Origin of the sequence: Lactobacillus kimbladii (assembly GCF_000970755.1) — a bacterium.
GTDB classification, from domain to species: domain Bacteria; phylum Bacillota; class Bacilli; order Lactobacillales; family Lactobacillaceae; genus Lactobacillus; species Lactobacillus kimbladii.
Map to the genome: position 1 here is coordinate 1,353,097 of NZ_KQ034007.1, position 13,397 is coordinate 1,366,493.

General features: G+C 32.8%; 15 protein-coding genes. 1 reads left to right on the forward strand and 14 read right to left on the reverse strand.

All coding sequences use genetic code 11. The annotated features are described in order from the left end of the window. Window positions 1-194: 194 nt before the first annotated feature. From JF75_RS06735 to JF75_RS06770, 8 genes are read right to left on the reverse strand one after another with little or no spacing between them, the layout of a single operon-like run. Window positions 195-614: a PTS sugar transporter subunit IIA gene (locus tag JF75_RS06735; RefSeq protein WP_052726880.1), complete on the reverse strand. Its 420-nt coding sequence runs from the start codon at window positions 612-614 to the stop codon at window positions 195-197. A 14-nt stretch (window positions 615-628) separates the two neighbouring features. Then, on the reverse strand, window positions 629-1,825 hold the full coding sequence (locus JF75_RS06740) for a mannitol dehydrogenase family protein (protein WP_046332388.1): 1,197 nt from the start codon (window positions 1,823-1,825) through the stop codon (window positions 629-631). A gap of 57 nt (window positions 1,826-1,882) precedes the next feature. After that, the gene (locus tag JF75_RS06745) at window positions 1,883-2,140 is read right to left on the reverse strand and encodes a preprotein translocase subunit YajC (RefSeq protein WP_046332389.1); all 258 of its coding nucleotides are present in this window, start codon (window positions 2,138-2,140) and stop codon (window positions 1,883-1,885) included. 23 nt (window positions 2,141-2,163) lie between these two features. Next, entirely contained in the window at window positions 2,164-2,985 is an 822-nt protein-coding gene (locus JF75_RS06750) for a PTS system mannose/fructose/sorbose family transporter subunit IID (RefSeq protein WP_046332390.1), read from the reverse strand. Next, window positions 2,985-3,809: a PTS sugar transporter subunit IIC gene (locus JF75_RS06755; RefSeq protein WP_046332391.1), complete on the reverse strand. Its 825-nt coding sequence runs from the start codon at window positions 3,807-3,809 to the stop codon at window positions 2,985-2,987. Before JF75_RS06755 ends, JF75_RS06750 begins: the two co-directional genes overlap by 1 nt. 15 nt (window positions 3,810-3,824) lie before the next feature. Then, a complete protein-coding gene (locus tag JF75_RS06760) occupies window positions 3,825-4,325 on the reverse strand; it encodes a PTS sugar transporter subunit IIB (protein ID WP_046332392.1) in 501 nt (166 codons plus the stop codon). An 18-nt stretch (window positions 4,326-4,343) separates the two neighbouring features. Then, the gene (locus JF75_RS06765) at window positions 4,344-5,174 is read right to left on the reverse strand and encodes a MurR/RpiR family transcriptional regulator (protein WP_046332393.1); all 831 of its coding nucleotides are present in this window, start codon (window positions 5,172-5,174) and stop codon (window positions 4,344-4,346) included. Window positions 5,175-5,214: 40 nt separating this feature from the next. Further along, window positions 5,215-6,156 (reverse strand): cupin domain-containing protein, encoded by a 942-nt coding sequence (locus JF75_RS06770; protein WP_046332394.1) that lies wholly within the window; start codon window positions 6,154-6,156, stop codon window positions 5,215-5,217. Window positions 6,157-6,618: 462 nt separating this feature from the next. On the opposite strand from JF75_RS06770, the gene JF75_RS06775 reads away from it, so the two are divergent. After that, entirely contained in the window at window positions 6,619-7,023 is a 405-nt protein-coding gene (locus JF75_RS06775) for a GNAT family N-acetyltransferase (RefSeq protein WP_046332395.1), read from the forward strand. Between the two features lie 406 nt (window positions 7,024-7,429). Here JF75_RS06775 and JF75_RS06780 read toward each other — a convergent pair whose 3' ends face one another. From JF75_RS06780 to tsaB, 6 genes are all read right to left on the reverse strand, one after another. Then, window positions 7,430-8,599, reverse strand: a complete 1,170-nt coding sequence (locus tag JF75_RS06780; protein WP_046332396.1) for a hypothetical protein — start codon at window positions 8,597-8,599, stop codon at window positions 7,430-7,432. Next, window positions 8,599-9,768 (reverse strand): hypothetical protein, encoded by a 1,170-nt coding sequence (locus JF75_RS06785; protein WP_046332397.1) that lies wholly within the window; start codon window positions 9,766-9,768, stop codon window positions 8,599-8,601. Before JF75_RS06785 ends, JF75_RS06780 begins: the two co-directional genes overlap by 1 nt. After that, window positions 9,765-10,388, reverse strand: coding sequence for an ABC transporter ATP-binding protein (locus JF75_RS06790; RefSeq protein WP_245190716.1), 624 nt, complete (start codon window positions 10,386-10,388; stop codon window positions 9,765-9,767). The genes JF75_RS06785 and JF75_RS06790 overlap by 4 nt, the downstream gene beginning before the upstream one ends. A gap of 653 nt (window positions 10,389-11,041) precedes the next feature. Next, on the reverse strand, window positions 11,042-12,091 hold the full coding sequence (gene tsaD, locus JF75_RS06795) for a tRNA (adenosine(37)-N6)-threonylcarbamoyltransferase complex transferase subunit TsaD (RefSeq protein ID WP_046332959.1): 1,050 nt from the start codon (window positions 12,089-12,091) through the stop codon (window positions 11,042-11,044). Between the two features lie 16 nt (window positions 12,092-12,107). Next, the gene (gene rimI, locus JF75_RS06800) at window positions 12,108-12,659 is read right to left on the reverse strand and encodes a ribosomal protein S18-alanine N-acetyltransferase (RefSeq protein WP_167334214.1); all 552 of its coding nucleotides are present in this window, start codon (window positions 12,657-12,659) and stop codon (window positions 12,108-12,110) included. Next, entirely contained in the window at window positions 12,643-13,389 is a 747-nt protein-coding gene (gene tsaB / locus JF75_RS06805; RefSeq protein WP_046332398.1) for a tRNA (adenosine(37)-N6)-threonylcarbamoyltransferase complex dimerization subunit type 1 TsaB, read from the reverse strand. The genes rimI and tsaB overlap by 17 nt, the downstream gene beginning before the upstream one ends. Between the last annotated feature and the right edge of the window lie 8 nt (window positions 13,390-13,397).

The following is a 13,397-nucleotide window of genomic DNA, read 5'->3' on the forward strand; positions in this document are numbered from 1 at the left end:
TTAAATACTACAATCAAGCTAGAATCAGGCACACGCTAAAAGGCCGCACCCCGATTGAATATCGGAATACGGCCTTAGCAAACATGAATTAATGTTAACGTCCAATTCTAGGGGTTAACTTCAATCTTTTAGCTCTTTTAATATTCAAAATTTTATATTGAGAATTATTCACTAAATGTTAAAGCTTTTAAAATCTAAATGATATCAGATTCATTACTAATATTATCGTCAGAAAGTCTTGCTAAGCCAATTCCTTTTTTGCTTTCTTCAACTATATTCTGAATTTTTTGTTCGTTTAATTTTTCGCTTTCTAATAACAATGAAATTACTAATCCGCTATTCATGCCGTTAATCAGAAACACATCGTTTATTTCATTAAGTCTTGAAACAGCATTTGATACACTTCCTCCAAGTAAATCAGCTACTATAATATAAACGTTTTTACCACTTTTCTTAATATAGTCTTCAACTTTATTTGCTAATTCAATATTACTTTCTCCGGGTTGCAAGCAAAAATCAACACAATTATCTGTATTACCAATAATCATATTTACAGAGTTTTTCATTCCTTTTGCCAAATCGCCGTGAGAGACTAAGATGATTTTGTTCTTCAACTAAAAGCCTTCCTTTACAAATCACATTTAACTAATTCGAGATAGTTGTTCAAGATGAGGTCATGTACTAATTTTTCTTTTTCGTCTTTCATATTAAGCCCACAAAATTCCGTTATAGCGTTATCTATCCCCTCGTTTTTAATTTTATTCTGAACTTTTAGTGTATCTGGTTCATTTTCATTTTTGTATATAAATCCGTAAGCTAAACATTTTGTAATGTAGAAGGGTAAAATACCATGTTTTAAAGCACACAGCGCGGGCCCAATAAATCTGTCATTATGTTTAAACTTACGTAATGGCTCTCTGGTTATACGAAAAAGACTATCGCGGAAATCTTTACTCTTAAAGATATTTACTGTGTATTTTGTTTCTTCATCTGTTCTTGGATTTAAATTGTATTCCTTTTGAACTCCAGCAAAAGCTTCTTTTGAGGCATAGTACGCATACTTTGATGCCTGTTCATCGTTTGCCGCTTCATCAGTAAATTGCATACCTTTTGAAAGAGCAACAAAGGCCATAGAGCACTGAACAACATTTCCGGTCCATATTTTAACTGCCATTGCAGCATCAAGATTATTTTCCAAAACAAAAAAGTTAGGCAGATCCTTTTCTTCACTCAGGCTTTTATTATTGTCCACTCTTAATACAGATTTATTATCACCAACAACTTGATATTTGTCTGAAGTTTTTTCCTTCTCTTCCGGCATCAAGTTTTTGCGATTAACAATACTCATGATTAAAAAAACATTTTGTTTTTCACAATCATATTCGTTATCTTTTAAATATTTTCTTATTAAAGTAATCACCAATTGTCTTAAACCGACATAATTAGCTCCTAAAGTTATATATATTTTATTATTAATACTGTGTTTGTTTCTGTATTCTATTGCTTCAGCTATATTTTTTGCAAAAAGTTCAAAGTCTTCTGGCATTAATGCACTAGAAATATATTTTGTTGTTGCGAGCTTTTGAATATATTTATCGTGATCCCTCAGAACATCAAGAGTGTGAAAATGTGAAATGGTACTTTTTTTAAATACTCCAGATTTAATATCAGTCATTTTCACTGTGTAATATCCCTGTTTTTTTAATCCATCTATAAGTTCAGAGTTTGTATCAGCAAATGTAATGTCAAAATTATCAGAATTGTACATTTCACCCAGCATGCCCCTGCCACTTAGTCCTGCACCAACAATTAAAGCTTCTTTCATGAAATCACCTTTTATAATCTAACTAATGTTTAACCTATCTGAAAAAATACTTTTTACTTATCTTCTTTTAAGTATCATTTGTATTGACGCGCGATCAACTTCCAAATCGGCATTACCACATTCTATTGTTGCTTTTTCTTTGTTTAAATTTTTAATTTGACCTACTAAGCCGTTGGAAAACAAAACTTGTTCACCAATTTTTACTTGGGACTGCATTTGAAGATATTTTTTGCGCTTATTAAAACTCTTTAAAACTATAAGCAATATATAAAGAAATAATAGCACGACAATTATTATCATTAACCAATCTTCCATATAGTCCTTCTCCTAATTCAAAATTAGATTATTCCAACTAAAGAAATCACTATAGTGACAACCATAACAATGTAAAAAAGACTTTGCATCTTTAAGTTTTTCTTCTTTAATAACCAATAAAACAAAAGAATAACTAATAGCGCAATTATATTTGGAAAAATACCATTCAGCGTATCCGATAAAAGAACTTTTTTATTACCGTTATAATAAGATATTTTTAAAGGGATTTTTACCATTGAAGAGGCAAGTGTTCCAACAATAATTAAACCAAAAACTGCTATAGAGTTTGTTATCTTGTTAATACCTACTTTACCAAAATAATCTATAGCATCTTTTCCCAATTTAAATCCCTGTTTAAATAGTCCATATGCCAGTGTAAGAATGATAGATAGTAATATGATAATGTAAAGGACAGGTCCAAGGATGCTACCGCTTTTACCTGAAACCGCAATAACAAGCGTTATTAATATTGGGATGAGAGTACCTTGAATTAAACTATCACCTATTCCAGCAACAGGACCCATCAAACTTGACTTTATAGCTGTAATTGTTTCACCACTAATGTCTTGATGGATTGCTTTTCTTTCTTCCATACCTAAAACAATACCAAATATGATTGAACCAAGAATCGGTTCAGTATTGTACCAAGTAAAATGCCGGAGTAAATTTTCGCTAAGCTCTTTTCCTTTATAATATTTTCTATAAAAAGGCATTAGCCACCAAGGCCAAGACTTTCCTTGTAAATAGACAGGGTCAACACCTACAGCACCAAAAAGCATGTATCTGGTAAACAATTTATTTTTTTCTTTCTCAGTTAGAGGTGTAGTTCTAATAGTTTTAGTCATTATAAAATGTCCTCCTCTCCATAAATCCTATCATCGCTCTCGGATACATCATTATCGTTTTCAGAAGCAGGTTTTGAACTGTTGTTAATAGTTCGATAGTATAAATAGGCAATTACTATGGCTGGAAATAACATACCCATAGGTGTCAACTTCAAATATTGATTCATTGCAAAGCCTAAAATGAAGAAAATAATTCCCCAGCCATCATTAACAAGAAAAACCATTAAAGCGGCCATACCAATTGCTGGTAAAACCATACCTAAAGCAGAGAAAGAATTCATAATATTTTGCGGGAGCCAGTTCAAAAATGCCTTTATTGGGCCAGAACCAAAATAAACTAATATAAAACTAGTTACACCACGCTCAAAGATGTATAAAATAGTTGGCAATCCAACATAGCCCCAACTAAATTTATGCCAATTTTGTTGCCTTACAGCAGATTTCATTACCTCACCGAAAGGTACAGAAACTGCACGTACAAGATAATCAAGTGACTGATAAACTGTAGCGAGTGCAGTGGTAATTGCAATTGCAGCACTGATATCAATATGTGAAGCTACGGCAACCGCAACACATGGAAATGAAACTATTCCTAAATCCATTGCTCCGACACCACCGACTGCAAACATTCCGATATACACTAACTGCATTGCACAACCAACAATTATTCCTCTTTGTATATCGCCAAAAATTATACCTACTATTAGTCCGCCTATAAACGGACGTTGCAAAATATACTTTAAAGGATAACCACCTATTGGTGCACTTCCACTAGCTGAAAATACACAAAACAATGCTACTAAAGCACTTCTCAAAGCCAGCATGTTAAACCCCCCTTTTTAAGAATTCATCACTTTATCATGTTCAGTTTTTGCTTTTTCATAAGAAATATTTTCAAATTTACATGATGGATCAAACACTATATTTGTGCCATGATTATGGCTATATTCAATTGCTTCCCATTCATCCTCAGTATTACCGACTGATTTTAAGTAACTAGGAGCATCATCCCGAATAAATTGCTGTCCAATGGTGACAACCCCTTTAAATTTATAACCCATTTGTATTAACTTTTTCATAGTCAATGGGGTTTTCATAATAATGAAATAGTTTAATTTTGAATCTTCGGCTTTTTTGAGATTCGCAAAACCTCTTTCAGTGTTTAAAACAATTACTTTAATTCCTCCAGAAACTGTATTTGCATATAATCTGATCATTTGTTTATCTTTAGCAATCTCATCATCAATCACTATAATTGAGTTTAAAGGAAATTTCTTTTTTAAAATTGTAGTGGTTTGTCCGTGAACAACTCGCATATCTACTCTATAATGTGAAATCATTAATACCTACCCTCTTCTTTATTTATTATCAAATCTAGTAAACTTTCTGTATGATTTCGACTTATCTCGATATTTATAATAATCTTCTCTATAAAGAGAAAGAATTAATGCATCAACTACAAAAATTAATCCACCTGTCTGTGTATATGCAGTTAGTCTTGTTCTTACAGCATCATATAAAAAATTAATGGTTACAGTTGAAAGTTTTTCTAAAGAAGTTTGTCCTAAATTAGTAATACTAATAACCGGTATATTCTCTTTATTTGCAAACTTTGCTATTTCATTTGTTTCGGTTGTTTCGCCTGATTTGCTAATTAAAACAACAACATCTTTTTTGGGATCACAAAAACGTATACTTTGTTTTGTTTTAAACAAAGAATCATTAAAAACAGATTTTTTTCCAACTTCAATTAATGACTGTGCAAGGTATTCTGCAATACCTCCTGTAGCCATATGACCAAAACAAATAATATTATTAGCTGTGTTAAGTAATTCAGCTGCTTTTTCTAATGAATCAACATTGATACTATCATATGCTGAATCAATATTTTTCAAGTAGTTTCTTTTGATTTTTTCAAGCATCACAGCAAGTGGATCGGCCAAATTTATTTCAGGACTATCATCCGTAGTTTTAGAGTTAACAATATCTTTCATTAACATTCCAAAATTTGAATAACCGATTTTTTTGGAAAATCTTATCACACTTGCTTGCCCGACTTTTGCCTTTTTAGCTAATTCGAAAGATGACATATTTGGTATATGTCCTAAATTAGCTAATAAATAGTCTGCGATCTTGGTCTCACTTAGAGTTAGTTTTGGATATAAACTTTTTATTTTGTTTTCAAACATAATTCTCAACTTTACATACACAACATGATTAAATTATTTTCTAGTCTTTATAAGAAATCATTATTAAGTCAAGTTTACCTTTAAAATACAATTTTCCAAATTCTCGTGGAACGAATATTGTTTCACCTAAATTGATATCAATATTATTGATCGAACCAGAGCCTCCTACGCATGCAAAGAAAATAAACCCAGGATAATGATAAGTACAGTTATCAATTGTCTTAATACGCTTTGCTGTATATTCTCCAGCTACATCATAATAATGATAAATTTTAATGTTTTCCTTTTGCTCAATTCTAGGTTTTGTAGCACCCAAATTAGAAATTTCAGGGATGTTAGCACAATCTACTACTGCATCTATGTTTAATGGGCGGGAAGGATCATTTCTATCCTTGTCATAAAACCTATAAGTGATATCCCCATCAGTCCCAAAAGTTGAAGTTATTTTTCCATCACCATAACCACCATGAATGACACCAGCAGGTGTGTGAACAAAATCTCCTTCCTTAACTTTTATCTTGTCAAAAAGATTATCCCAATCTCGTCGATCTATCATTTCTCTAAAATTTTGACGACTTGTTGCTTTATTACCAAAAAGCATTTCTTTAACGTTATCCGACTCGGTCAGTGCAACTGCTCCAGAAACTTTACCTGGCTCATTCTCATGTTCAAAAGCATACTTGTCATCTGGATGTAATTGGTAGGATTGAAAATTACTATTGACTGTTGTTGTCATACGTACGGGAAAATAATCTTTTTTAACACCAAAAAGTTCAGCATTGTTTTTATAAAAGGCAGATAAATGTTCTCCTGTCTCCTTAACAACATTATCTAGATGGCCTGGAACACCAATAACGTGATAGACTGTACCTATTTTTTCCTGACTAGTTTTTAAGTTAAAAAATTTTTTTAATTTTTCATCTCCCCAAATAAAGGATTTGTAAATAGGTTCAACATGATATATTTGTTTAGAATTTTTCACTTTTTCTCCTTTACATTTAAAAGAAATTTAGAAACCGGTTTCATATTTATACTAGCATAGTGGGTATTAGTTGTAAACCTAATAATTCAAAAATAATATTTTTTATTGAATTGTATGAATTAATAAACATAGTGGTTGCTCCTGAAAATGTTACTAACTTGACTAAAATAATATATATTAAGTTAACACAACTCCAAAATAAGATTAACTAGCCTTTTATCTACCGTTTCTATTCCTAGCTAGTGCTAGCTTTTTTTATTAACTATTAATAAAATTTTCTTTTTATTTATAAATACGTAATAATTATCAGACGCAAAAAAGATCATTATACTATTGCTTTTAAAATTGTAGTTGTTTAAACTTAAAGATAATAATTTTACTGGCTCTATCAAAAATAAATTGAGAGGTACACATGGAAAAATTACGCACTGCTCTTTAATTATTAATTAAGGAGGAATAAAAATGAAATATATAGCTAACAAAAATATCGCTATGGAACAACTTATAAATTTATACACAAGCGTAGGTTGGAGTTCCTATACGCAAAATCCTCGGCAACTGCAAAAGGCAGTTGTAAATTCGCTTTTTGCTATTGGCGCTTATGATCAAAACCAGTTAGTTGGATTAATCAGAGTAGTTGGTGATGGTCTGACCATCATTTATATCCAAGATTTACTTGTTAATCCTGCTTATCAAAGACAAGGAATTGGTACGAAATTAATAAACAGCGTGCTAAAGAAATATAATTCTGTAAGACAGAAAGTTTTGTTGACAGAAAATACCGTCAAAACGCGCAGGTTTTATGAGAGTTGTAATTTTAATCCGTGTGACAAATACAACTTGATTGCTTTCTACAAAGATTTTTAAGAGATAATAAGGAGTCTGGGAAAAAACTATCTTTTCCCAGACTCCTTTGCTCAATATTTTATCTTTTAGTTTTAAGAAGAACTCACACCAATCTAGTTGACTTTATCATGGTAGGTACCTTATTACCTGATTAGAATATATAATACTGTAGCAATAAAATTTACACAGCAAGTTAAGATATTATTGAATATTAAATTTGTATATATTTATTTAATCAAAATGGGAAACTCTTATGAAATGAGTTTCCCATTTTGTAATAACGAGTATGTTATTGCTTGTTATATATTTTTACACTTAGTTTTAAAAGACTTTTGAGTAAGCATAATTTAAATAAACAAATGAACGATCTAAAATCATGATAATACTAAATTAAAAGTAAAAACGTTGATTTAAGAAATATAAAATTTTATTCTTTATATTTTATATGACTGGACAGTAAAATCATAATAGTAATTATTAAAATTGAACAGCACAGCGTTAAAAGACCTGACGTATAGTTCAACTGCACATTTTGATAATTCATTCCTAAATTGCCTGATACTATGTCAACTGCATTCAGGTAAGTCATTGGCAACCAGACGCAAATCTTACGCAACGGCTCAACTATCATAGTTGCAATGTTGAGCCCTGGGACAAGTAGAATAGCGATAAGTAATGCTGGTAATTTATCACGAAAAATTCGGGCAAGGAACTGAACTAAGACAACATCGAAGATCAAGGTAAGTGCCTGCAATACAATTACTTTAATAATAAAGCTGCCAGTAGTTACACATTTAATAAGAGGACCACTAACTGTATATTGACCTACGATATAAGGGAAGGATAAACTACCAGTACCAGAAATAAGGGACGCTGCAATAAATAATACTAAGTTAATCCCTAAAAAACCACCAAGAATCAGGACTATTCCTGCTATGGTATTCGAAATCATTAAATTATTTTTTTCAAGCGGTAATAACTGCGCCGTATCTAACTTTTGATGGTAAGAATCAGTTAAAAGCAAAGTTAATAAAAACAGAGCAACAAGAGTAAATACGTAAGGCAAATATTGCTGATTTAATTGCAGTAAGAACTGCCAGCCTGTTACTGGCATATCCTGACTTTCATAAGGCAAAGGCTCATGGCGTAAGTAGTTAAAGAATTGCAATTTTTTCTCTACGTTTGTCCTTGAATTAAGGCCTGTTGAATCTTGGCCATTTGATGTAATAGTTTGTTCTCGCTTTTTTTGTTGCCACATAATCGTGTAGGCTTTGCGCCAGTTGCCTTTATTTGCCGCTTTTTGAACTTGTTTATCTTGCTTAACTGCATCTTGGTTTTGCTTAATAGCAGCTTTAGTATCATGGTAAACTTCAGTTTTTGATTTTTGTTTATCATGTTTAAGTAATCTTTGCTGCCGGTTAATTTCTTTTTGGCGGTAAGCAATCTCTGATTTAGCCCCCGCCTGCAAGGAAAACTGGGGATTAGTACGAATATTCATGAATAAGACAATACCCATCAATAAGAGCAAAATTGCTAAGCAAACTGGGGTTAGCTTATTCTTAAATACTTTTTTAAGCTGAAAAGCCAAATAGGACATTATGCCAATCTCCCATTTCTATGTGCAATAGTTGTAATGCCATCAATTAAAAGTACCAGCAAGAATAATAATATAGAACTTAGTATTAAGGTAAACACACCACTTGAAAAGTTAATCGCGGAATTATCCATTGCATAGGCTGTTTGGTTTGATACAACATTTAAGGCTCCTAAATAGCTACCAGGAAGCCACTGCGCAATCTTCTCCAACGGAATGATAAAAATTGTAATAAAATGACCGCCTAATAAAAGCAATAGCGAAACTAACAGAGTCGGTAACTGGTTATGAAAGATTTTAGCAGCCAGCTGCACAAACAAAATCATAAATATGAAATTTAAGAGCTGCAGTATAGCTGCTTGGGGCAACAATTTGGCGGTCGGAACAATTCCTGGCACCAAGTGGTCGCTAACTAGATGGTGAATGATGTAAGGATAGTCACTGCGACCAGTACCAAAAATGCTCGCTGCTCCACCGAAAACTAACAAGTTTAGTAAAAGAAAAATAAAGCTGACAACTAGTAGCCCAACAATATTATTAGTCAGGGTACTTTGCAAGCGATTAATTGGCAAGACAGTCGAAATGTCAAGACCATTTTTATAAGAACCAGTAAATAAATAAGTCAAAACAAAAATCGTTACTAAACTAAATAAGACGGGCAAATAGTTTTCATTCAAATCTAATAGAAACTGTATTCCAGTGACTGCGCTATCGCTTTCATAAGGCATAGGGTGAACTATGAGATATTTTAAACGCAGTATTATACTTTTATGTCCATCTTTTTCATCTGAACTTAGATCAGTCAATCTGCCTTTTTGTTCCCTTTTTAATTTGGCCTCATATACTTGTTTCCAGTGATTGTGGTCAATATTATCCACAAAGGCTTGATCTTTTCTTAATCCTATTTCAGTTTGTTTGATATCTTTTTCAACGGCCTTGTATGATTTTCCTTGCGGTGAATATCGTTTGAGTGCTTGACGATCCGCTTGTAAGGCTTCCTTTTTCATGGCAATCTGACCTTGAGCATCTCTTTTTAAAGAACCAGTACCCCTGAGCTGCGTAGACTTCATGTATAATAAGCCAAAAGAAATTAATAATAAAATAACCACTGAAATAATTGATAGATTGTGTTTAGTAACTTTTTTTAGTTGCAATGAAAAATATGAGCTCATTGTTCTACCTCGTGCATCATTTGTTTGTGTAAAACAAGCCGGTGTAAGTTATTCACTTTTATCTCGCTGCTATAGTGAGACGTTAGAATAATACATTTATTACGCTGAGTCACCTCATCATTTAGTCTTTCATAAAGAACTGTGCGACTTTCTTCATCAAGACCGTTAGTGATCTCGTCCATCAAGTAATATTCAGCGTCACTAACTAAGTACATGGCCACAATCAATTTTTGCTTCATTCCAAGCGAATACTTTTTAATCGGAACTTTGACATACTCACGTACACCCAGCAAATCAAGTTCTTGATCAAGGTCGACATTAGAATGCCATTGGCTTTTCACGAATTTTAAGTAATCAAGGCTAGTTAAATTGACGTTCAACCATTCATTGCTTTCAAAGAAAAAAAGCTTACGCTTATTTTTGGCATATGGTTTTCCGTCTAATAAGACTTTACCAGAAGAAGCTGGAATTAGATCCGTAACAGCACGCAAGAAACTTGTTTTACCAGAACCGTTTTCTGCAGCAATTTGATAAAATTGACCGGGTGCAAATTGATAAGAAAAATCATGCAGGATTGGCTGCCTGGTTTTGAGCGATAGGTTTTGTACAGTTAGCATCATAGTCTCCTCTTTTGAGTGGTGAATTAAGTTGAAATGATAGAATACTATATCAGGATATCATTGAATTATATCAATTTCATTGTTTTTTTGATTAGGAGTTTAAACATTTCCCCTATTTATTTGTAAGAACTTGGTTATATTTTAATTTTATTAATAGTTCATCTTTATAAAATTCATAATCAAAATGATTATCAAATTTTGTATTTCTTGAACTTATTTTTTTGATTTCCTATTTTACCTGTTTGACTTTATTATAATCTGGTAGGATAACTAAATTAAAAAATGTCATATATGATTTTTGAAGTAGCCCCTAAATTTAAAACAAATTTGGGGGTCATTTTTATGACTAAATTATCAAAATAAGATAAAATTCAAATCTTTTCAGAGTTTTGATAATATGCTTCATTAATTAGTCGATTTCACTCTGCTTCTTCTCAATCAAAGGACTGATCACGCTCATTCAGTAATTGATACATAAATTTAATGTTTAAAATAGTTAATCTTAAAACGTATAATGACAAAAAAGGTCTAGGAAAAGCTAGCCCTCTTGACTTAATAAAACTAAAGCCGACAAACCACTTTTTTAGTGATTCGCCGGCTCTTTTAGTAAGATCACAGATCTACTTTTTTCACAGACTCTTTTATTGTTTATTTTATTGCAGCATTTCTGAAGCGTAAGGTAATTCTAAAGATGGATCAGCATCTAAAGTAAGATCAGTAAATTTTCCTTCTTGGTACAAGTTATAGGCTGCAGCACCGATCATTGCAGCATTATCGCCACACAACTTTAACTCTGGCAAAATTACTTTCGGTTGTATGTTCCGAGGCAGATCAGCTATTTCACTATTCATTCTGTCCCGTAAACCATGATTAGCAGCGACTCCTCCGCCCATAATAAAAGTTTTTGGAGAATATTGCTTAATTGCTCTAATAGTTTTGGTAGCCAAGACATCTATTACTGCAGCTTGGAAACTAGCAGCCAAATCATATTTATTTAGGTCTTGATGAATTTGTTCAGCATGGTGACAAGTATTAATGAACGCACTCTTTAAACCCGAAAAAGAAAAATCATAATCATCTTCTTTAATCATTGCTCGCGGAAATTCAAAGGTATCCTGCCCCTGATGAGCCCATTCATCAATAGTTTTACCGGCCGGATAATTAACCCCTAAAACTCGGCCAATCTTGTCATAAGCTTCTCCTGCCGCATCATCTCTAGTATCACCAACAATTTCCAAATGAGTCGGATCTTTGAGCAAAACGATTTCAGTATGACCACCTGAAACTTGTAAAGCTAATGCTGGATAAGCAATTTCTTCTTTTAACTGCGCTGCCATTATATGACCCATAATATGATCGACGCCAATTAAAGGGATGCCTGTAGCCATTGAAGCAGCTTTTGCGGCACTGACACCGATTAAAAGTGCCCCAACTAAACCCGGTCCGTAGGTGACAGCAATTGCATCAATATCTTTCCAAGTTACGTTTGCTTCTTTTAGTGCTTCATTGGTAATTTGAGTTATAACCTCAATGTGATGACGACTAGCAACCTCAGGAACAACACCCCCAAAACGTTGATGGCTCTTAATTTGAGTTGCTACAATCAAACTTTCTATTTCTCTGCCATTTTTTACAACAGATGTTGAAGTTTCATCACACGAGCTTTCAAAAGCTAAAATACGGATGTCTTTTTTATTTACCAATTTAATTCCCTTTCTTTTAGTCACTTGCCAATTTAAGCACCATGTTAAAAGCATCTTGATGCGAACTCTGGTAATAATTAGGCCACACAAAACTCACTGTAAAACCTAACTTATAATATAAATTTTGAGCAGTAAAATTATTATCTTTTACTTCCAAGCTAAGTTCTTTACAGTTTTTATTTTTAGCAATTTCAATTACTTTTTTAATTAAATAAGTACCAATTCCCAGTTTTTGCCAAGATGAATCAACCATCAGATTAGTAATATGTGCATTACTACCGTCAAAATGCACACCAATTAAGCCAATGACACACTGAGTTTGCAATACAACTAAATACAGTGAATCATTTCTACTTATTTCAGTATGAAAAGCCAATGAATTCCACGGTTGTTTACCCTGATAAAGACTTCGCTCCAATAACAATATTGCAGAAATATCTTTAACTTGGGCTTGCCTGATACTCAGACTAGATTGATTCACAATGATTTTTTCTGGGGCAAACTTAATAAACTTTTTTTCTTTTGCTAAAAGCCAAAAAGACCCAAAATGCTTAAACTTCTTCCACATAATTGCTATCTGGTTTATAAGCTTCCCCGGTCTTTTTATGCCAGTCAATTTCAGCTTGCGTGCGACGCAAATAATTCGGTAATAATTGATCAGGGTCATCAGGTTTAGCATTCAGAGCCAGCTTACCTATTAAACCAGCATGAACAACATTCTGTTTTTCCGTGCCAAAACTGAAAGAAATATTTGTCTTTTTGATAGTCCCTTCCTGCTTTTCAAAACCAGAACCAACATAAATAACATTTTCCAGATTGTTATCTGCACAATATTCTGCTACTGCGCTTAAAAGTGTGTCAATATGATAGTGCCCATCAGGTATTACACATTCAGGACCCCAATCATTTTCCTTATTTATATAAGCACCAGCAAAATAGTTATCATTACGGGCATCAATTCCAGCTACTATTAAAGTGCCTTCTTCTGCACAACTTGCAGCCAGTGCTTGTAAAGTAGAAATGCCTACTACATCTTTATGAAGTATACTGGCAAACATTTTAGCGGTGGTAACTCCAATACGTAAACCGGTATATGAACCCGGTCCTATCGCAACAGCAAAACGATCAATTTCAGCTAATTTCAAATTATGTTCTTTTAAAATTTGGTCAATTAAAGGATCTAAATGTGCACTATGATTGCGGGCATCATATTCATTTTTTTCCGCAATAATTTTACTGTCGTCATTTAAAGCTACGCTTAAATTATTTGTCGCAGTGGACATACTCAAAATTTTCATTCTAAAAT